The organism is Corallococcus sp. AS-1-6 (assembly GCF_020037015.1).
Taxonomy (GTDB): Bacteria; Myxococcota; Myxococcia; order Myxococcales; family Myxococcaceae; genus Corallococcus.
This window is the reverse complement of the sequence record NZ_JAIQDE010000005.1, coordinates 142,924-161,675: the sequence shown is the minus strand read 5'-3', so window position 1 is coordinate 161,675 and position 18,752 is coordinate 142,924. Positions and strand designations below refer to the sequence as shown.

Annotated in this window: 19 protein-coding genes; 14 read left to right on the top strand and 5 right to left on the bottom strand. The window is 69.7% G+C overall.

Translation table 11 applies throughout. The annotated features are described in order from the left end of the window. The first annotated feature begins 140 nt into the window (after nucleotides 1–140). Genes K8612_RS09180 through K8612_RS09170 form a run of 3 tightly spaced genes read left to right on the top strand, consistent with a single transcriptional unit; the run spans nucleotide 141 to nucleotide 3,235 of the window. Nucleotides 141–1,154: a uracil-DNA glycosylase gene (locus tag K8612_RS09180; RefSeq protein ID WP_223762001.1), complete on the top strand. Its 1,014-nt coding sequence runs from the start codon at nucleotides 141–143 to the stop codon at nucleotides 1,152–1,154. A gap of 34 nt (nucleotides 1,155–1,188) precedes the next feature. Beyond that, nucleotides 1,189–2,196 carry an esterase family protein gene (locus K8612_RS09175; RefSeq protein ID WP_223742082.1) on the top strand — a complete coding sequence of 336 codons (1,008 nt, stop codon included), beginning with the start codon at nucleotides 1,189–1,191 and terminating at the stop codon, nucleotides 2,194–2,196. A 13-nt stretch (nucleotides 2,197–2,209) separates the two neighbouring features. Next, nucleotides 2,210–3,235, top strand: a complete 1,026-nt coding sequence (locus K8612_RS09170; RefSeq protein ID WP_223762000.1) for an L-erythro-3,5-diaminohexanoate dehydrogenase — start codon at nucleotides 2,210–2,212, stop codon at nucleotides 3,233–3,235. On the opposite strand, the gene K8612_RS09165 is transcribed toward K8612_RS09170, so the two are convergent. From K8612_RS09165 to K8612_RS09155, 3 genes are all read right to left on the bottom strand, one after another. Further along, entirely contained in the window at nucleotides 3,232–4,926 is a 1,695-nt protein-coding gene (locus K8612_RS09165) for a glycosyl hydrolase family 18 protein (RefSeq protein WP_223761999.1), read from the bottom strand. The two genes, K8612_RS09170 and K8612_RS09165, sit on opposite strands and share 4 nt — an antisense overlap. 309 nt (nucleotides 4,927–5,235) lie before the next feature. Beyond that, the gene (locus tag K8612_RS09160; RefSeq protein WP_223761998.1) at nucleotides 5,236–5,853 is read right to left on the bottom strand and encodes an ankyrin repeat domain-containing protein; all 618 of its coding nucleotides are present in this window, start codon (nucleotides 5,851–5,853) and stop codon (nucleotides 5,236–5,238) included. A gap of 79 nt (nucleotides 5,854–5,932) precedes the next feature. Then, entirely contained in the window at nucleotides 5,933–7,477 is a 1,545-nt protein-coding gene (locus tag K8612_RS09155) for a catalase (protein WP_306799632.1), read from the bottom strand. Nucleotides 7,478–7,804: 327 nt separating this feature from the next. Between K8612_RS09155 and K8612_RS09150 the strand changes: the two genes are divergently transcribed. The 11 genes from K8612_RS09150 to K8612_RS09100 all read left to right on the top strand — a co-directional run bounded on the left by K8612_RS09150 (nucleotide 7,805) and on the right by K8612_RS09100 (nucleotide 16,304). Next, nucleotides 7,805–9,355 (top strand): lysine 5,6-aminomutase subunit alpha, encoded by a 1,551-nt coding sequence (locus K8612_RS09150; RefSeq protein ID WP_223742086.1) that lies wholly within the window; start codon nucleotides 7,805–7,807, stop codon nucleotides 9,353–9,355. After that, nucleotides 9,352–9,837: a hypothetical protein gene (locus K8612_RS09145; RefSeq protein WP_014396339.1), complete on the top strand. Its 486-nt coding sequence runs from the start codon at nucleotides 9,352–9,354 to the stop codon at nucleotides 9,835–9,837. The genes K8612_RS09150 and K8612_RS09145 overlap by 4 nt, the downstream gene beginning before the upstream one ends. 4 nt (nucleotides 9,838–9,841) lie before the next feature. After that, nucleotides 9,842–10,627, top strand: a complete 786-nt coding sequence (locus K8612_RS09140; protein WP_014396340.1) for an OAM dimerization domain-containing protein — start codon at nucleotides 9,842–9,844, stop codon at nucleotides 10,625–10,627. Beyond that, nucleotides 10,624–11,022: a hotdog fold domain-containing protein gene (locus tag K8612_RS09135; protein ID WP_206795532.1), complete on the top strand. Its 399-nt coding sequence runs from the start codon at nucleotides 10,624–10,626 to the stop codon at nucleotides 11,020–11,022. Before K8612_RS09140 ends, K8612_RS09135 begins: the two co-directional genes overlap by 4 nt. After that, nucleotides 11,019–11,846, top strand: a complete 828-nt coding sequence (locus K8612_RS09130; RefSeq protein WP_223761997.1) for a 3-keto-5-aminohexanoate cleavage protein — start codon at nucleotides 11,019–11,021, stop codon at nucleotides 11,844–11,846. The genes K8612_RS09135 and K8612_RS09130 overlap by 4 nt, the downstream gene beginning before the upstream one ends. 218 nt (nucleotides 11,847–12,064) lie before the next feature. Next, nucleotides 12,065–12,841, top strand: coding sequence for an SDR family NAD(P)-dependent oxidoreductase (locus K8612_RS09125; RefSeq protein ID WP_223761996.1), 777 nt, complete (start codon nucleotides 12,065–12,067; stop codon nucleotides 12,839–12,841). Next, complete coding sequence (locus K8612_RS09120) at nucleotides 12,831–13,625, top strand: class I SAM-dependent methyltransferase (protein WP_223742091.1); 795 nt, start codon at nucleotides 12,831–12,833, stop codon at nucleotides 13,623–13,625. The genes K8612_RS09125 and K8612_RS09120 overlap by 11 nt, the downstream gene beginning before the upstream one ends. A 91-nt stretch (nucleotides 13,626–13,716) precedes the next feature. Further along, nucleotides 13,717–14,268 carry a hypothetical protein gene (locus K8612_RS09115; RefSeq protein ID WP_223742092.1) on the top strand — a complete coding sequence of 184 codons (552 nt, stop codon included), beginning with the start codon at nucleotides 13,717–13,719 and terminating at the stop codon, nucleotides 14,266–14,268. 127 nt (nucleotides 14,269–14,395) lie between these two features. Beyond that, nucleotides 14,396–14,782 carry a hypothetical protein gene (locus tag K8612_RS09110; RefSeq protein WP_223761995.1) on the top strand — a complete coding sequence of 129 codons (387 nt, stop codon included), beginning with the start codon at nucleotides 14,396–14,398 and terminating at the stop codon, nucleotides 14,780–14,782. Between the two features lie 72 nt (nucleotides 14,783–14,854). Beyond that, the gene (locus K8612_RS09105; protein ID WP_223742094.1) at nucleotides 14,855–15,799 is read left to right on the top strand and encodes a hypothetical protein; all 945 of its coding nucleotides are present in this window, start codon (nucleotides 14,855–14,857) and stop codon (nucleotides 15,797–15,799) included. A 109-nt stretch (nucleotides 15,800–15,908) separates the two neighbouring features. Further along, nucleotides 15,909–16,304, top strand: coding sequence for a LysM peptidoglycan-binding domain-containing protein (locus K8612_RS09100; RefSeq protein ID WP_223761994.1), 396 nt, complete (start codon nucleotides 15,909–15,911; stop codon nucleotides 16,302–16,304). 58 nt (nucleotides 16,305–16,362) lie between these two features. Here K8612_RS09100 and K8612_RS09095 read toward each other — a convergent pair whose 3' ends face one another. Then, nucleotides 16,363–17,040 carry a hypothetical protein gene (locus K8612_RS09095; protein ID WP_223742096.1) on the bottom strand — a complete coding sequence of 226 codons (678 nt, stop codon included), beginning with the start codon at nucleotides 17,038–17,040 and terminating at the stop codon, nucleotides 16,363–16,365. A gap of 60 nt (nucleotides 17,041–17,100) precedes the next feature. Then, a complete protein-coding gene (locus K8612_RS09090) occupies nucleotides 17,101–18,660 on the bottom strand; it encodes a ChaN family lipoprotein (protein ID WP_223761993.1) in 1,560 nt (519 codons plus the stop codon). Nucleotides 18,661–18,752: the final 92 nt, after the last annotated feature.

Below are 18,752 nucleotides of genomic sequence, written 5' to 3'. Positions count from 1 at the left end.
GGGGGTGTGTCCTGATTCGACCAGTGCCCGCCGCCTCCGCCCGGAAGGTGGCGCAAGCCCCGACCCTGGGCTAAGCGTACAGGCAACTTCCCCGGCTGCTTCCTTGCACCGGGACGGCCCCTTCGATACCGATCACCCCCGTGAACGACGACACGCCTGATTCCACGCAGGAGCTGGCCGACGTGCTCCAGGACGTGCGCCGCCACCTCCTCTGGCAGGAGGAGACCGCGGGCCGCTCGCTCCTCGTCGACGCGAAGGTCGCCGCCGAGCTCCAGCAGCAGCGCGCCGCCGCCTCGTCCGTGCGCACGATGATCGCCCGGACCAAGGCCCCCGAGCCGCCCGCCGCCTCCCCGCCTCCCCGGCCCCCGGTGGAGTCCCCGACCCGTGACGCGCTGCACGCCGCGATGAAGCAGCCCCTGGGCGCCGCCCGTCCGCTGGCCGCCGCCACGCCGCCTCCCGCCGCGTCGCGCCCCCTGGCCTCCGAGGCCCCGGCCCCCCGCGCCGCTCCGGCCCCGGGGATGCTCCTGGACGTGCCCAAGTCCACGCCCCGCTACAACGGCGCGCTGCCCGGCGTCGTGGAGGGCGAGCGCCCCACGCTGGATCAGATCCGCCGCGAGCTGGGCGACTGCCGCCGGTGCAAGCTGTGCACGGGCCGCAAGAACATCGTGTTCGGCTCCGGCAACCCCCGCGCGGACCTGGTGTTCGTGGGCGAGGGCCCCGGTGAGAACGAGGACCTCCAGGGCGTGCCCTTCGTGGGCGCCGCGGGCGACCTGCTCACCAAGATGATCGGCGCCATGGGCTTCAGCCGCAACGACGTCTACATCGCCAACGTCGTGAAGTGCCGCCCGCCCGGCAACCGCAACCCGGAGCCGGATGAGATCGCCGCGTGCGAGCCCTTCCTGCGCTCGCAGTTGCTCGCGCTCCAGCCGAAGGTCATCGTCGCGCTGGGCAAGTTCGCGGCGCAGACGCTGCTCCGGGACACCACCCCCATCACCCGCATGCGGGGGCAGTGGCGCGAATACGAGGGCATCCAGCTCATGCCCACCTTCCACCCCGCGTACCTCCTGCGCAACAGCGCGGAGAAGCGCAAGGCGTGGGAGGACCTGCAGCAGGTGATGAAGCTGTTCGGCAAGCACCCGGGCTCCGGCGCTTAGAAAGCGCGGCGCACCGCGACCAGGAGAAGCACCGATGAAGGGCGTGCTCGAGACGCGTGAAGTGCATTCCCCCGCGCTGGAGAACAACCCGCTGGGAGATCCGGCCCGCCGCCGGCTCACCGTGTACCTGCCGCCGGGCTACGCGGAGGGCTCGCAGCGCTACGCGGTCGTCTACTTCCTGCACGCCTTCGGCAACGGCGGCGGCTCGTGGACCAACGCGTCCGGCTTCTCGCCCAGCGTGCCGGACCGCCTGGACGCGCTCATCGAACAGGGCGCCATCCCGCCCGTCATCGGCGTCTTCCCGGACGCGTGGACGAAGCTCGGCGGCAGCCAGTGGGTGAACAGCGACGCCATCGGCCGCTACCGCGACTACCTGGTCAAGGACGTCGTCGGCTTCGTGGACAGGACCTTCCGCACGCTGCCCAGGGCCGCGTCCCGCGCGGTGGTGGGCCACAGCTCCGGCGGCTACGGCGCGCTCGTCATGGGCCGCTACCACCCGGAGATCTTCTCCCTGGTGGGCGCGCACGCGCCGGACTCGTACTTCGAGTACTCGTACATGCCGGACCTGCCCAAGGCGGCCACCGCGCTGATGAAGGCGGGCGGCGTGGACGCGTGGGTGACGGAGCTGCGTCAGCGCGCCGTGGCCACCAAGGTGCGCGGCGACGACTTCCCGGTCATCAACATCCTGGCCATGGCGGCGGCGTACTCCCCCAAGAAGGGTGAGCCGCTGAACCTGGAGCTGCCCTTCGAGCAGCACAACGCGAAGCTGCGCCTGGACGTGTGGAACCGGTGGCTGGTGCACGACCCCGTGCGCTTCGTGCCCAAGTTCATGGACTCCTTCCGCAAACTGAAGACGGTCTACCTGGACGCCGGCACCCGCGACGAGTTCAACCTGCGCTGGGGCACGCGCATGGTGGCGGACGACCTGAAGGCCGGCGGCGTGGACGTGGCGCACGAGGAGTTCGAGGACGGGCACTCGGGCGTGTCGTACCGCTTCGAGCGGTCGCTGTCGGTGCTGGTGCCGCTCCTGGCTCGGGACTGATAAGGGGGAGCCCATGGATACCTACGGACTGTCGCGCGTCATGGGAGAGAAGGGCGTGCTGCCGCAGCGCGCTCGCAAGCTGGACCCCTCGCTGCCTTGCCGCGAGGCGGAGCTGCTCATCGACGTGGAGAGCCTCAACATCGACGCCGCGTCCTTCAAGCAGATCAAGGACGACGTGGGCGGTGATCCCGCGCGCATCGCGGCTCGCATCCAGGACATCGTCCGCGAGCGCGGCAAGATGCAGAACCCCGTCACCGGCTCCGGCGGGATGCTCATCGGCCGCGTGAAGGAGCTGGGCCCGAAGCACCCCGCCAACGGCGTGCTCAAGCCGGGGGACCGCATCGCCACGCTGGTGAGCCTGACGCTCACGCCGCTCGTCATCGAAGAGGTGAAGGCGGTGCACGCGGACATCGACCGCGTGGACATCCGCGGCCACGCGCTGCTCTTCGCCAGCGGCATCTACGCGAAGCTCCCGGAGGACATGCCGGACACGCTGTCCCTGGCGGCGCTGGACGTCTGCGGCGCGCCCGCGCTGGTGGCGCGCCACGTGCGCCCGGGCATGACGGTGGCGGTGCTGGGCGCGGGCAAGAGCGGCGCGCTGTGCCTGGCGCAGGCCCGCCGCAGCCTGGAGAGCCGCGGCAAGCTGCTGGCGCTGGACATCTCCCAGAAGGCGCTGGACGCGCTGTCCGCCATCGGCCTGTGCGACGAGGCCCTCAAGGTGGACGCCACCCAGGGCGTGGACGTGATGGAGGCCGTGGCGAAGGCGACGGGCGGTCAGCTCTGCGACCTGGTCGTCAACTGCGCCAGCGTGGGCAACACGGAGATGGCGTCCCTGCTGTCCGTGAAGGACGGCGGCACGGTCATCTTCTTCTCCATGGCCACCAGCTTCACCACGGCGGCCCTGGGCGCGGAGGGCGTGGGCAAGGACGTCACCATGCTCGTGGGCAATGGCTACGTGCCGAACCACGCCGCCCTCACGCTGGACCTCCTGCGCACCGAACCGTCGCTGCGCCAGCTCTTCGAGTCCCGCTACGTCTAGGGCTTGAGGAAGGCCGCGTGCACGGCCTTGAGGAGTGGATCCTTCTCACCCGCCGGGGCCGCATTGATGTGGCCCTGGTTGATGGTCCAGATGATGGCGCCCCCCAGGCCCTGCTCCCGCGTCCAGCGGCCCTTCTCCGTCACGGAGGCGATGTCCTCATAGGAGATGAAGTTGCAGGACTGCGGGCCCTTCGCGTCGGCGTCGGAGAGGTAGGGCACCCGCGCCGTGGCGTCCCAGATGTACTTCATCTTGGGCAGGTACTCCTTCTGGATGTTGGCGTAGCTCATCCTGTTGTCGCTCTGCTCTTCATACGGATTGTTGGGGCCGTCCACGGGCTGGCCAGGCTCGGTGGCGTTCTTCCAGCAGGTTCCGAAGAAGCCGGTGCCGACGCCCAGGCGCTGCGCGGGGATGCCCGCATCGAGGTACGCCTTCACGGAGCTGGAGACGGAGGTGGGGTGGGCCAGGGTGTCACCGAAGAGCGGGCTGGAATGCCACACCCCCCAATCCGCCCAGTCGCCGCTCATCTTGTACGACATGATGTTGAGCTGATCGACGCGGGCCACAAGCTGGGGGTAGAACGCCTTCTCCTCCTTGTTCAGGCCGAAGTTGGAGTTCACCCAGCCCACGGGCACGGTGATGATGAGCTTGTCGTCCAGGGCACGCAGGTCGTCCAGGAGGGCGAGCAGCGGCGGCCCATCCTCCGGCAGGATGATGGGCTCCCAGTCCACGTCGACGCCGTCGTAGCCGAACTCGTGGACGGCTTCGACGATGGCGCGGGCGAAGTTCCGGCGCTTCTCGACCGTCTCCGTCGCGCCCTTGAAGCCCGCGTGCTCATCCATGCCGCCCAGCATCAGCAGGGCCTTCTTGCCCGCGGCGTGCGCCTGCTCCGCGATCTTCCGGGCCTGGATCGGTCCCTCGTGTTCGCTGATGTCGAAGAGCTTGATGACCGTGCCATCCCCCTTCGGCCGGATGCGTCCCATGGCCACGTGCGTGAGCAGCGACATGTCCACGGTTTCCGCAGGGTAGAGGTCCTTCTGGTAGCCCACCCAGTAGCCCATGACCCAACTGACCGGGGCGCCACCGCTCCGCGGCGACACGGGCGCGGATGCCCGGGTGCAGGGGCCCTCGCCCATCTCATTGGCCGCGCAGACGCTGAAGGTGTACGCGGTGCCGTTGGCGAGGCCCTCGAACAGCATCCCGGAGGAGGGGGCGTTCACCCGCTGGGTGAGGCCACCCGGCTCCGCCATGATCTTGTAGTAGCTCAAGGGCCGTCCCCCGAAGCTCGCCGGGGCCAGCCAGCTCACGTAGGCCTGTCCATTGCCCGCCGTGGGATTCACCGCGCGCGGCTGCCCCGGCACCGTGGGGCTCGCGATGGTCATGCCCGCCTGGGGCGTGACGATTTCGGAGTTCATGGAGCCCGGGCCCTCGCCCATCGCGTTCACCGCGGCGACCTTGAAGGCGTAGGGGAAGGCGTTGTTCAGCCCCCGGATGGTGGCCTGCGTGTCGGGCGCGTTCACCAGCGCGCCGCCACACTCGGGGAGGCAGCGCACCACGTAGTAGAGGATCGGGCTGCCTCCATCCTTGGGCGGCACCGTCCACGTCACCAGGGCGGAAGCGTCCGCCGGCTGCGCGACGACCTGTTGTGGGGCCTCGGGCGCGGCGGGAGGGACTTCCTCCTTGTCCGGGCCCATGCCGAAATCACAACCGCCCAACATCCCCGCGAGTGCCAAAACCACACATCGCTGCAACGGCTTTGACCAATGGCTGTTCATTCCCGCACTCCTGATCGGACGCGGGATGTTATGCGGTAGGACCCCCTGTGAGAGTCAAGATTAAGCAGAATGTTTCGGTATTTTTGTATGCCACGCAAAGTGCTTATTAATCCGACTAATCTCACTGCCGTAGGTCATCACAGAACCTCCATGGGTGGGAAATGAAGCCCCTGGGGATGGCTGGTGGCCGGGGCGGCTGACAGGCGGCCCTTCCCTGGCGCGCGGACTTCAGCGCACCTGTGAGGTGGGGGCTTCCGGAAGCGGGGCGGGCGCCACGGGGGCGGCGGGGCTCTGGGTCCGGGCCCAATCCTCCGCGGAGCGGCCGCTGGCGTCGCGCAATGCGGGGGAGGCGCCCTGGTGGCGCAGTTGGTCGGCCACCTCCGTGCGGCCGAAGAGGACGGCGAACATCAGGGCCGTCTGGCCCAGGCGGTTGGTCTGGTCCACCGCGCAGGGCTGGGCGGAGAGCAGCTTCACCACGTCCGCGTAGCCCTTGAAGGCGGCGCCCATGAGGGCGGTGTTGCCCCGGCTGTCGCCCGCGCACGCGTCCGCCCCGGCGTCGAGCAGCGCGCGCACCGTCCGGGGGTGGCCGTGGTAGGCGGCGAGGATGAGGGGGGAGAAGCCCCGCGCGTCGCGGGCCTCCACGGGCGTGCCGGCCTGGATGAGCCCCTGGACGATGTCCGTCTCGCCTTCGCGCGCGGCGGCGAGCAGGTAGCGCTCCGCGTCGCTGGTGGCGAGCAGCCGTCCGGCGGGCGTCGCCGGGGCGCGCAGGGACATCCACGCGGCGGTCAGCACCGTGCACACCAGCATCACCAGACCCAGCGAACCGAGCAGCAGCTTGCGAACCATGAGGGCATCTCCAGCGAAGGTAGGGTGAAGGGGGGGGGCGGGGCCGCCGTGGCGTCACCGGCGGCCCCGGTGCGTCAGGTCACGGCACGCTTTGGGTGGCGAGCGGGGCGAGGGTGGCCTTCGCGTCGTCCAGCTTCACGTTCACGGCCTTGGCCAGTCGCGCGCCGTAGTCCGCGTTGGCCGCGTAGAAGTGGCCCACCATGCGCGCCTTGACCTTCGCGTCGCGCACCTGGCCCAGGTCGCCGGCCAGGTTCTGGATGAGCCGCTCCTTGCCGCCCGCGTCGAGCGCGGACCAGAAGGCGCCCGCCTGCGCGAAGTTGTCCGTCTTCTCGATGGGGCGCTGCTGCGTGGTGCCGGTGAGCGGCGCGTTGGAGAAGAGGGCGGCGGGCGTGTCCTGCGTCTCGCGCGTGATGCTGGGCTCGTAGTTCACGTCCGACTTCGTGTGGCCGCTGTTCATCGCGCCGGCCTGGCTGTTGTTGTTCACCGGGGCGCGCGCACGGTTCACCGGCAGTGACAGGTAGTTGGCGCCCAGGCGGTAGCGCTGCGTGTCCGCGTAGGAGAAGAGGCGGCCCTGCAGCAGCCGGTCCTCGGACGGCTCGATGCCCGGCGGCATCACGCCCGGGGAGAAGGCGGACTGCTCCGTCTCCTCGAAGAAGTTGTCCGGCATCTTGTTGAGGGTGAACCGGCCCAGCTTCACCGGGGGCAGCTTGTCCTTGGGCCACTCCTTGGTGGCGTCCAGCGGATCGAACGTGAAGCCGTCCAGGTCCTTGGGATCCAGCACCTGCACGCTCAGCTCCCACGAGGGGAACTTCCCGGCCTGGATGCTCGTGTAGAGGTCGTGCGTTGCGTGCTGGAAGTCCTCGCCGCCCAGCTTCGTGGCCTCCTCCACGGTGAGGCCCTTCACGCCCTGCTGCGACTTCCAGTTGAACTTGACGTACTTCACCTGGCCCTTCGCGTTGACGAACTTGAAGGCGTGCACGCCGTTGCCGTCCATCTGCCGGTAGTTCGCCGGGATGCCCAGGTCCGAATAGAGCTGGGTCAGCATGTGCGTGGATTCCGGCTGGTGGCTGAAGAAGTCGAAGAAGCGGTTCGGGTCCTGCCGGTTGGTGACCGGGGACGGCTTCAGCGAGTGCACCATGTCCGGGAACTTGATGGCGTCACGGATGAAGAAGACGGGCAGGTTGTTGCCGACCAGGTCCCAGTTGCCCTCGTCCGTGAAGAACTTCAGCGCGAAGCCGCGCGGGTCGCGCAGCGTCTCCGGGGAGCCGCTGGGGTGGATGACCGTGGAGAAGCGCACGAACATCGGCGTCTTCTTGCCCTTCTGGGAGAAGACGGACGCGCGCGTGAGCTGGGAGAAGTCCCCGTAGCTCTCGAAGGTGCCGTACGCGCCCACGCCGCGCGCGTGCACCACGCGCTCCGGGATGCGCTCACGGTCGAATCTCGCGAGCTTCTCGATGAGGGCGAAGTCCTCCAGGAGGATGCCGCCCCGGGGGCCGGCCGTCTTGGAGCTCTGGTTCGTGCCCAGCGGCGCGCCCGAGTCGGTGGTGATGGGGGGAGGGTTGCCGGCGGCGAGGACGGGAGCGCCAGACAGCAGGACGGCGAGCATCAACGAGCGTCGGTTCAAGGGGTGCTCCTTGGGTTACGGGGGACCGCGCCATCCCCCAAAGCACGCCCCATGCCGCCCATCCGACTCCTGTGTTTTCAATGGGTTGAAGGCCTTGGGGCGGCCGCGCCCACCGGCGGTTCGGTGGATTCACCGATTGGCCGGTGCCGGCGTCCACCGTCTTTTCGGTGTGAAGGGCCGCCGCGAGATTTCGGTGGGGCCTGGGGAGGCGCGGCCTCCACGTGATGCTTCTCGCCATTCAAGAGGCGCGGTGCGGCATCGTTCGCTGACGGTGCGGGGGCCCGCGTTCTTGAGCCGAAGGACGCGGGGCTCGGGTAGGGTGCGCGCATGTCAGGCCCGTTTATCGACGACGCGCGGATTGCCGAGGCGCGCAAGCTGGCGGACGAGATCGTCAATCCGATCTTCGACCTCATCCAACGCAACACCACTGTCTCCAATGAGCGCACCGTCTTGCGCTTCTTTGGAATCTCCGGCGCGGGTGCGCGCGGCGTACCGCTGGCCAACCTCATGGTGGACAAGCTGAAGTCCGCCGGGGTGCTCAACCGGGGCGCGGCGTACTGGTACGGCCGCGCGCTGCAACTGGGCGCCAGCAGTCCGCTGGACGCCGTGGAGCGCATCACCGCGCTGCCCACGGACAAGCTGGGCGCGCTGTCTCCGGAGATGGAGGCCAACCTGCGCGACGCCGTGCGCGAGGAGGCCCGCGCGGCGATGACGGAGCTCAAGGCCCGCATCGCGCAGCGCAACGCCCTGCGCGAGCAGTTCCCCATGTCGCCCGCGCCGCACAAGTACGTCATCGTCGCCACCGGCAACATCTACGACGACGTGGACCAGGCGCGCGCCGCGGCCCAGGCGGGCGCGGACGTCATCGCGGTCATCCGCTCCACGGCGCAGTCGCTGCTGGACTACGTGCCCCACGGCGCGACGACGGAGGGCTACGGCGGCACCTACGCCACCCAGGAGAACTTCCGCGTGATGCGCGAGGCCCTGGACGACGAGAGCCGCAAGCTCAAGCGCTACATCCAGTTGACCAACTACTCGTCCGGCCTGTGCATGTCGGAGATCGCCTTCTGCGCGGCGTACGAGCGGCTGGACATGCTCCTCAACGACGCGATGTACGGCATCCTCTTCCGCGACATCAACATGCGGCGGACGTTCATCGACCAGTACTTCAGCCGCCGCATCTGCGCCCTGGCCGGCATCATCATCAACACCGGCGAGGACAACTACATCACCACCGCGGACGCCTACGACGCGGCCCACACCGTCATCGCCAGCCAGTTCATCAACGAGTGCTTCGCCAAGCGCGCGGGCCTCAAGGACTGGCAGCTGGGCATCGGGCACTCGTACGAGATCGACCCGTACCGCGACGACACGCTGCTGCTGGAGCTGTCGCAGGCGATGCTGGTGCGCCGCTGCTTCCCGGACGCGCCGCTCAAGTACATGCCGCCCACGAAGCACAAGGAGACGGACATCTTCTTCAGCCACGCGTACGACGTGATGGCGGACCTGGTGGCCATCTGGACGCGGCAGGGCATCCAGCTCTTGGGCATGATGACGGAGGCCATGCACACGCCGCTGCTCGCGGACCGGTACGTGGCGCTCAAGTCCGCGTCGTACATCCACCGCGCGGCCCGCGGCATCGACGAGGAGTTCACCGTCCGCGAGGACGGGAAGATCGCCAACCGCGCGCGGGAGGTCTTCGCCAAGGCGGAGGAGCTGCTGCGCGAGTGCCACACCGAGGGCATGGTGGCGGCCATCGGCAAGGGGCGCTTCGGCGACGTGAAGCGCGAGGAGACCGGTGGCAAGGGCCTGGACGGCGTGCTGGAGAAGGCGCCGGATTACTTCAACCCGTTCCTGGAAATGCTGGAGGCGTCATGATCCTGGGTACTTTCGTGGCTGTGATGATGGCCGCGGGTGGCAGCGCGGATGCGTTGAGCAGCGTGACGGTGAAGAACATCGCGCTGAAGGCGCCGGCGGCGTGGACGCGCTCCAACGTGGACGGCTCCGAGAAGTTCCTGGCGCCCTCCGGCGACGCGTACTTCATGGTGGACGTGGGCACGGTGCAGACCGCGGGCATGAAGGCGGAGCTGTGCCGCACGAAGATCCTCGCGAACATGGGCGGCGACAGCTGGACCATGTTGAAGGTCGGCGGTCAGCCGGCGGCCACCAAGACGGACACGGACGCGGCGCCGGACGGCAGCGGCAACGTGGACACCGTCACGTACGTGGGCTGCAACGGGAAGACGACGTGGTCGGTGGTCTTCTACATGGAGCAGGGCAAGAAGGACCGTTTCGCCGCGGTGGCCGAGAAGGTGGGCACCAGCGTGTCGTTCACGCCGCCCAAGGGCAAGAAGGGCTAGTTCGATGGTGAAGCCGAGCAAGCAGATCATCCGCCCCTACGGCGACCGTCGCGACGACGGCATGGTGCAGCTGTCATTCACGCTGCCCGTGCCGTTGTCGGAGAAGGCCAAGGAGGCCGCCGCCCAGTTCACGAAGAAGATGGGCTTCACGGACGTGAAGGTGGCCGCCGCCGAGCGCGCGGCGGACCAGTACACGTTCTTCGTCGTCTACGCCCGCTCCAACGTGACGCTGGACTACGCGGAGATCGACGTGCCGGAGGTGGTGGTGCGCAAGATGGGGTTCGACGACCTCAACGCGCTCATCAAGGAGAAGGTGCGCCGGCGCATCGTCGTCTTCGGTGCGTGCACGGGCACGGACACGCACACGGTGGGCATCGACGCCATCCTCAACATGAAGGGCTACGCGGGCGACTACGGCCTGGAGCGCTACCCGGGCTTCGAGGCCTTCAACCTGGGCAGCCAGGTGCCCAACGAGGACCTGATCAAGAAGGCCACCGCGAAGCACGCGGACGCCATCCTCGTCTCGCAGGTCGTCACGCAGCGCGACGTGCACAAGGACAACTCGCGTCAGTTCATCGACGCGGCGAAGGCGGCGGGCATCCACGGCAAGACGCTGCTGCTGTTGGGCGGGCCGCGCGTGGACCACAAGCTGGCGCTGGAGCTGGGCTTCGACGCGGGCTTCGGGCCGGGCACCAAGCCGTCCGACGTGGCGAACTACATCGTGCACGCGGTGATGAAGAAGGAAGGCACGGAGTCCGCGGACTCCCACTACCAGGGGGAACCCTCGTGAGCACGGGCACGAAGGCGGTACTGCGGCTGCGCATGGGCAGCCACGACGCGCACTACGGCGGCAACCTGGTGGACGGGGCGCGGATGCTCGGTCTGTTCGGGGACGTGGCCACGGAGCTGTGCATCCGCTCCGACGGCGACGAGGGCCTGTTCCGCGCCTACGACTCCGTGGAGTTCCTGGCCCCGGTGTACGCGGGGGACTTCATCGAGGCGGAGGGCGAGATCGTCAGCGAGGGCAACACGTCGCGGAAGATGCGCTTCGAGGCCCGCAAGGTCATCAAGCCCCGGCCGGACGTGAACGACTCGGCGGCGGACGTGCTGCCGGAGGCGGTGGTGGTGTGCCGCGCTTCGGGCACGTGCGTGGTGCCCAAGGACAAGCAGCGGGTGAAGCGATGAGCAAGCCCATGGTCATCACCGCCGCCCTGGTGGGCGCGGAGACGACGCGCGAGCAGACGCCGTACCTGCCCATCACCGCGGAGGAGATCGCGGAAGACGCGGCGAAGTGCCGCGAAGCCGGCGCGGCGATGGTGCACATCCACGTGCGCACGGCGGAGGGCAAGCCGTCGCAGGACGCGGAGCTGTTCCGCGCGGCCATCCGCGCCATCCGCAAGCGCACGGACATCCTCGTCCAGGTGTCCACGGGCGGCGCGGTGGGCATGGACGTGGACGAGCGGTGCGGCGGGCTCACGCTCACCGGCGCGGACAAGCCGGACATGGCCACGCTCACCACGGGCACGGTGAACTTCGGGGAAGAGGTGTTCTGGAATCCCCGGCCGCTGGTGCGCGACATCGCGAAGCGCATCAAGAGCATCGGCCTCAAGCCGGAGCTGGAGTGCTTCGACGTCGGGATGATCGACGAGGCGCGCTACCTGGCGAAGGAGGGGCTGGTGGAGCTGCCGGCGCACTTCGACTTCGTGCTGGGCGTGCCGGGCACGCTCCAGGCGCGGCCGGAGGTGCTGGACTTCATGATCGCCTCGCTGCCGGAGGGGAGCTCCTGGACGGTGGCGGGCGTGGGGCGCCAGCAGCTCCCGTTCGTGGAGGAGGCCGCGAAGCGCGGCGGCAACGCGCGCGTGGGCCTGGAGGACAACATCTACCTGTCCAAGGGCGTGCTCGCGAAGGGCAACTTCGAGCTGGTGGCGGAGGCCGCGAAGCGGGCCCGTGCCGCCGGCCGTGAGCTCGCCACCCCCGAGCAGGCCCGGCAGTTGTTGCGCCTGGGCTGAGGCCTTCAGGCGCCAGCCGGCATCCAGCGAGGCCCGGGAGCGGACGACGCCCCGGGCCTTCGTTTGTCAGGAGTCCGGCGCGCATTTCGTCCCGCTGCCCGGCACGCAGCGCATCCCCAACACCGCCCCGTCGTCCCGGCTGTCCGCACCGGACGGCTCGGGCATCATGCCGCGCATTCCTCCCGCGCTGACGGGAGCCCACGAGGAGCCGCGAAGCGATGGACACGGGACTGCAGGGCAAGGGCGTGCTGGTGACGGGGGGCGCGGGCGGCATCGGCACCGCGCTGGTGCGGGCGTTCGCGGGCGAGGGCTCGAAGGTTGCGGTGCACTACCACCGCAGTCAGGAGAAGGCGGCGGCGCTCGCGCGCGAGGTGGGCGGCGCGGCTGTGCGCGCGGACCTCACGGTGGAGGCGGACGTGGACGCGCTGGTGCCCCAGGCGGTGAAGGCGCTGGGCCGGCTGGACGTGCTGGTGTGCAACACCGGCGTCTATCCCGCGCCCGACGAGCCGCTGTGGAAGATGTCGCTGGAGCGCTGGCGCCTCACGCTGGCGCAGAACCTGGACAGCGTGTTCCTGAGCTGCCGCGCGTTCCTGCGCCACGTGGAGACCACGGGCACGGGCAGCCTCGTCATCATCAGCTCCACGGCGGGCCTCTTCGGTGAGGCGGGCCACACGGACTACGCGGCGGCGAAGGGCGCGCTGGCGGCGGGCTTCGTGAAGAGCCTGAAGAACGAGCTGCACCGCATCGCGCCCCTGGGCCGCGTCAACGTGGTGTGCCCGGGCTGGACGGAGGTGGGCCGCAACCGCGACAAGCTGACGGACCCGAAGTTCGTCGGCCGCGTCACGCGGACCATGCCGCTGCGCAAGGTGGGGCAGCCGGAGGACGTGGCGCGCGTCGTGGTGACGCTCGCGTCGGATCGCATCTCCGGGCACGTGACGGGTGAGGTCGTCACCGTGGCCGGAGGCATGGAAGGACGGGTGCTGCATGAAGACTGAGCTGGATGTGCGGACGTACAACCGCGAGGCGTGGAACGGCGAGGTGGGGCGGGGCAACCGGTGGACGTTGCCGGTGTCCCCGGAGGTCATCGCCGCCGCGCGGCGGGGCGACTGGAGCGTGGTGCTCACGCCGACGAAGCCCGTGCCGCGCGCGTGGTTCGGAGACCTGAAGGGCCGGGACGTGCTGGGCCTGGCGAGCGCGGGCGGCCAGCAGTGCCCGGTGCTCGCGGCGGCGGGCGCGAACGTCACCGTGTTCGACAACTCGCCCGCGCAGTTGGCGCAGGACCGCAAGGTGGCCGAGCGCGAGGGCCTGTCGCTCCGGTACGTGGAGGGCGACATGCGCGACCTGTCCGCGCTCGCCGACGGGAGCTTCGACCTCATCTTCCACCCGTGCTCCAACTGCTTCGCGGAGGAGATTTTGCCGGTGTGGCGCGAGGCCTTCCGCGTGCTGCGTCCGGGCGGCGTGCTCCTGTCCGGCATCTGCAACCCGGTGCGCTACCTCTTCGACCCGGTGGAGGAGGAGAAGGGCGTGATGCGGCTCAAGTACACGATGCCGTACTCGGACTTCACCAGCCTCACGGACGAGGAGCGCCGCCGCTACACCGACAAGGACGAGCCCATGGTCGTGGGCCACTCGCTGGAAGACCAACTGGGCGGCCAGATGGAGGCGGGCTTCGTGCTCACGAACCTCTTCGAGGACAAGTACGAGGAGAAGGACCTGCTCTCCACGTTCCTGCCCACCTTCATCGCCACGCGGGCCCTCAAGCCCGTATCGCGTTCGTGACGCAGAAGGGCGTTGCGCCGGGCCACCGCGAAAGCCTACAGGTGAGCTGTCCGGGTCCTCCCGGACATCCCCCCTTTCGTAGGAGTCGTCCATGAAGGTGTCGCTGCGTCTTTCCGCGGTCGTGATGATGGGTGTTTCGCTGCTGGGCCTGGGCTGTGAGGGCGCGGGCTCGCGGGATCCGCTGAACGCCATCGAGGCGGGCGCCCAGGTGGCGGTGGAGCCCTCGCTGGCGGAGGTGAAGCAGGGCGCGGTGGGTGACACGGTGCTGCGCTGCACGCAGCCGCAGGACGGCAGCTACCTGGAGGTGGTCCAGACGGCCACGGGCTACGAGGCGGCCACGGTGACGGAGGCCTACGACCCCTGGGACTGCCGCTGCACGTACGAGCAGCGCACGGTGCTGGGGCAGTACACGCGCTGCAACCGCTCCACGGTGGACCCGCGCATCCTGAACTGCTTCCGCATCGAGTCCAACGGCACGACGGGCAAGGTGGTGCTGTCCACCACGCGCGTGCAGCGCACGCAGATGGTCATCGGCGGCACGCAGACGGTGTCGTACACGGACCTGAGCATCGCGGCCATCAACCAGGACCCGGGCCACACGCCGCGCCAGGACTTCACCTACAGCATGTCTGACTGCCAGTAGCCGGCGGCTCGCCGGAGGCGATTTAACCTTCGGCGGGCTCCGGGGTTTTGGGTGTCAGGGCGCGACGGGAAGCAGGCTGCACGGCTGCTCCCGGCGCGTTTTGACCTGAACCCGGAGTCCACACACCATGTCGCTCAAGTCCATGCTTCGCGGTACCGCCGTCGCCACGCTGCTCCTCGCCGTCCCCGTGCTCGCCCAGACGGCCGCGCCGTCCGACGCCAACGCCCAGGCCGGCCAGTGCGAGGGGCGCCGGGGCAAGCACGGCGGCGGGGGCCACAAGTTCGGCCGCATGGAGCACCGGCTGGACAAGCAGGTCGCCGAAGGGCGCCTGAGCCAGGCCCAGGCCGACAGCTTCAAGGCGGAGGCGAAGCAGCTCCACGAGGAGATGAAGGCCGCGCGCGCCTCCAGCAACGGCCAGGTGGACGAGGCCACCCGCGCGCAGTTCAAGGAGCGCCGCAAGGCCCTGCGGGAGAAGATCAAGGCGGCGCTGGCGCCCACGCAGCAGGGCGCCTGATGCGTGGGGGACGTGACGCGGAGGCCCCGGCCGGCACAGACTGACCGGGCCCTTTCGTCCGCGGGAGTCCCCATGGTTCGCAGTCTCCTCGTCGCCCTCGTCGTCCTGACCGCCGGTTGCCGCGCGCACTCCCGCGCGACGCCGGACGCGGCGGCGCAGGCCCCGGTGGACGCGCCGGACGCGGCGGAGTCCCCGGCGGTGCTGGTGTCGGACGAGGAACTCCAGCGCGTGCAGAAGCGCGCGCTGTACATCGTTGAATCGGAGAAGGGCGCCATCAGCGCCACGGACCTGCTGCTCGCGCGTCCGGACCTGGACCGCGCGCGGATGAACTGGTTCTTCACCGTGCCGCGCGGCAACGCCTGGTACTCCGTCTTCGGCCGCTTCAATCCGGAGGACGTGTTCGTCCCCGCGTACGCGTACCGCGCGCCCATCGAGTTCTCCGGTGAGATGGAGGACTTCCCCGTCGAGTCCCTGCCCGAGGGCATGGACGCCCTGGCCCGCGCCGTGAGCGCCGCCTGTGAGCGCGTCTTCCAGGTGCACGGCCGCAAGCAGCTCAACCCCGTCGTGGTGGAGGAGGGCGACGGCATCACCGTCTACGTACTCCAGGGCTTCGACGACTCGAACCTGTACCTGCTGGGCGGCGACTTCCGCTTCAAGTTCAGCAAGGACGGCCGCCAGAAGCTCCAGGAGCTGCCCCTGCACCAGGGGCTCATCCCCGTGTCCATCGCGCCGGACGCGGACGGCGAGCGGCCCCAGTTCTCCGCGCACGCGCACGTGCTCTTCCCGGGGCCGCTGGAGACGGAGCTCGCGCTGGTGATGCTCTATCCCGCGCTGGGCGGCCTCTTCGTGGGCGGGGCGGACCAGGACCGCGTCTACGCGCTGTCTCCGGATGGCACCATCCGCGAGGTGCGCCTGAGCCGCGAGGAGGTCCTGCGCGAGCTGCGGCCGGACGGCACCTTCGCACCGCCCGAGTCGCTGAACGTCGAACCGGAGCCCGGCGCGGACGTGGTGCTCTGAACAGCTCCTGCTGACGCAGTGTTGAGCTTCGTTCACGCCTGGCCCGGCGGCCCGTCATGCCCATGGGGCGGGATGCTTGAGTTCGCGCCCTCACGACAGGAGGACACGGATGGCCTTGCAGAACGACTACCAGGACGTGCTGGACGTGGCGAAGAACGTGGGCGCGAAGATCGAAACGCGCGAGGAGAACGGCAAGCTCGTCATCAAGGGCAGCGTCGACCACGCCTTCGACCGCGATCGCATGTGGGATCAGATCAAGGCGAAGCACCCGAAGTGGAACGACGAGATCATGGTCATGCTCACCGTGACCCACGCCGAGCCCTACGGCCTGCACACCGTGAAGTCCGGCGACACGCTCAGCAAGCTGGCCCGGGACATCTACGGCGACATGAAGCTGTACACGAAGATCTTCGAGGCCAACAAGGATCAGCTCAAGGACCCGGACCACATCAAGGTGGGCCAGGTCCTCAAGCTGCCGCCGAAGACCATCGCCAACCGCGCCTGAGCCTCCAGCGCTTCCTGCGTCCGGTGGGCCGCTCATTCGCGGCCCGCCGGTCTCCGGCTCAAGGGCAGTACGGGCAGTCCACCGTCGCCTCGAGCGAGTCGTAGACGAGGCAGTTCTGGTCCGCGGCGCTGTCGTTCTTCTGCTGGCAGCGGTAGTTCCACACGGACGCGCACTGGGTATAGACCTGCGCGTCGCCGGTGGGGCCCTGGTAGGTGGGCGTGCAGGTGCCGCCCGAGCTTCCGCCCGACACGGTGCAGGTGTTGGGGTCGGTGTTGCTCGTGCACTTCATGCCGGAGCAGGTGGTGTTGCTGCCCATCCACTTGCCCGAACAACTGGACGCGCTGGTGCGCTGCTCACAGAGCACGCGGTTCAGGCTCCCGTCGTAGTAGGCGCACGCGCCGCTGCCGCCGCCGCCACCCCCTCCGCCGCCACCTCCGGAGGGCGTTCCCCAGCTCCACTCCGGCGTCCTCGGCTCGGAGAAGCTGTTCAGCGCCACCTCGCCGTCAGCGAAGCCCACGTCCTCGCACGAGTCGCCGTCGAAGTAGCCGCAGTAGTCCCAGCCGTCGCACCAGAAGTCGCGGCACTCGCCTTCGGTGTCCTCATTGCAGAAGTAGATGGACGAGCCATGGACGCAGGCGCCCTGCGTGGGGAAGCACCCGGGCAGCACGAGGCCCACGGCGAGGGACAGGAGGACCGCGGACACCATGCCCGTGAGCGGACGAGGAGAGGGATTCATACCGCCGGAATGTAGCTTCAAGCCGGCGCGGGATTCATCTGGGTCGCCGCGACCACGGACCTACAGACCGCGCAGGCGCGCGGCCCACGCGAGGTAGGCGCCGCGCGGATCCACGAGCGGGTCGCGGAAGAGGGCGCGGATGTCGGCGGTGTCCACCTGTCCGGCGTCGAAGGCGCGGTAGAGGCTGTCCCCCAGGAGGTAGCCGAGCGCGTGGCTGACGCCGTGGAACAGGCGGTCGCGGCGCAGGGGGAGGAGCTTCACGGCCTCGTCGGGGGCCTCGGACTCCGTGGCCTTGTGCGCGAGCACGAAGGCGGCGATCTGCCGCTCCAGGCCCCGGGCCTCGCCGAAGCGCCTGGCCCACTCCGTGACGTTGGGGCAGGTGCGGCGCGGGTTGATCAGCTTGGAGCCGAAGAAGCCCAGGGCCTCTTCCATGCAGCGCGCGTAGAAGGCCTCGGAGGCGCCGCGCGGTGCGTCCATGGCGTCGCCCACGGCGCAGTGGCGCACGAAGTGGGCGGCCTCCTCCGCGGCGTGGTTGAGGGACAGGGACGCGAGGTACGCCGTGCGCGCGCGCGGGATGTAGCCGCTCTCACGCGACAGGATGTGCTTGCGCAGTTGGGACAGCTCCGCCTGCGTGAAGCGGCCCCTGCGGCGGATGCGGGCGAGCACGTCGCCGTCCGCCGCCGTGGTCACCTCCACCGAGTCCAGCTCGCGGCCCACGGACACGCCCGCGAGCCCGCCGATGAGCTCCGCCATGTCCCGGAAGCGCTCCGCGGCGCTGCGGTCCAGGAGGGGCGCGTCGTCGCCTTCGGCCTCCAGGTAGTCCAGGAAGCTCTGCTGGCAGAGGACGGGGGACGCGTTCATCAGGCACAGCGCGCCGTCCGCCAGCTCCACGGCCTCCGCGCCGCCCAGCCGGCCCTCGCGCGCGAGGCGCCACCAGAGGCCTTCGGCGTTCTGGTACACGACGAGGCCTCGGCGCGGATGGGCGTCTCCCAGCGCGCGCTCCACCTGCGCGGGCAGGTGGCAGGGCGCGGCGTGGAACTGTCCCACCAGCACCATCACCAGCGGGACGTCCTCCGCGCGGGCCACGTGGGCGATGCGCTCCGCGGCGAAGGCGTCTCGCAGCGCGAGCGAGCGCTCTCCCTGCGCCCTCCGGTCGATGGCGGCCACCTGGAGCTTGAGGCGCTTCGCGAAGGCCAGCACGGCGCGGATGCCGGCGCCGGGACCCGGGCCCGGGGTGGGGCCGTGGCCCAGCCGGGACATCAGGGTGCGCTCGGGCAGGCGCCCCGCGAGGTACGCGTCGAGCGCGGCCTGATGACGGCCCTCCACGCACTCGAGCGCCAGCACGACGCGGCGGCCGGAGGCGAGGGCGCGCTCGGCGAGGTCCAGGTAGGTCTGCTGGGCGAGCGGCAGCGTGTGGTAGTCGCCGACGTAGACGAGGTCCGACGCCGCGATGCGCTGGTGCACGTGGGTCAGGGGGACCAGGCGCTGATAGGTGCTCGTGCGCCGGCGGTAGCGGGCCTCGTAGGCGCGGAAGGCTTCGGTGCGGCCTTCGACCACCCGGGCGATCTGGGCGCGTTGACGGCGGAAGAGGGCGAGGTGAAGGGCAAGCGACGCGCGCATGGAGCGAGAGGCACCGTCGCATGCGCTCGTGGAGGCGGCAAAAAATCAGCGGGACGCGGGCGGGTGGCTTGCTTGACTCGCATGGCCCTGCA

Coding starts and splice junctions, on each gene's coding strand:
- K8612_RS09090 (WP_223761993.1), bottom strand. CDS start 18,660: ATGCGCGCGTCGCTTGCCCTTCACCTCGCCCTCTTCCGCCGTCAACGC.
- K8612_RS09100 (WP_223761994.1), top strand. CDS start 15,909: ATGGCCTTGCAGAACGACTACCAGGACGTGCTGGACGTGGCGAAGAAC.
- K8612_RS09120 (WP_223742091.1), top strand. CDS start 12,831: ATGAAGACTGAGCTGGATGTGCGGACGTACAACCGCGAGGCGTGGAAC.
- K8612_RS09170 (WP_223762000.1), top strand. CDS start 2,210: ATGGATACCTACGGACTGTCGCGCGTCATGGGAGAGAAGGGCGTGCTG.
- K8612_RS09145 (WP_014396339.1), top strand. CDS start 9,352: ATGATCCTGGGTACTTTCGTGGCTGTGATGATGGCCGCGGGTGGCAGC.
- K8612_RS09130 (WP_223761997.1), top strand. CDS start 11,019: ATGAGCAAGCCCATGGTCATCACCGCCGCCCTGGTGGGCGCGGAGACG.
- K8612_RS09165 (WP_223761999.1), bottom strand. CDS start 4,926: ATGGGCCCGGACAAGGAGGAAGTCCCTCCCGCCGCGCCCGAGGCCCCA.
- K8612_RS09150 (WP_223742086.1), top strand. CDS start 7,805: ATGTCAGGCCCGTTTATCGACGACGCGCGGATTGCCGAGGCGCGCAAG.
- K8612_RS09115 (WP_223742092.1), top strand. CDS start 13,717: ATGAAGGTGTCGCTGCGTCTTTCCGCGGTCGTGATGATGGGTGTTTCG.
- K8612_RS09140 (WP_014396340.1), top strand. CDS start 9,842: ATGGTGAAGCCGAGCAAGCAGATCATCCGCCCCTACGGCGACCGTCGC.
- K8612_RS09175 (WP_223742082.1), top strand. CDS start 1,189: ATGAAGGGCGTGCTCGAGACGCGTGAAGTGCATTCCCCCGCGCTGGAG.
- K8612_RS09125 (WP_223761996.1), top strand. CDS start 12,065: ATGGACACGGGACTGCAGGGCAAGGGCGTGCTGGTGACGGGGGGCGCG.
- K8612_RS09105 (WP_223742094.1), top strand. CDS start 14,855: ATGGTTCGCAGTCTCCTCGTCGCCCTCGTCGTCCTGACCGCCGGTTGC.
- K8612_RS09160 (WP_223761998.1), bottom strand. CDS start 5,853: ATGGTTCGCAAGCTGCTGCTCGGTTCGCTGGGTCTGGTGATGCTGGTG.
- K8612_RS09095 (WP_223742096.1), bottom strand. CDS start 17,040: ATGAATCCCTCTCCTCGTCCGCTCACGGGCATGGTGTCCGCGGTCCTC.
- K8612_RS09110 (WP_223761995.1), top strand. CDS start 14,396: ATGTCGCTCAAGTCCATGCTTCGCGGTACCGCCGTCGCCACGCTGCTC.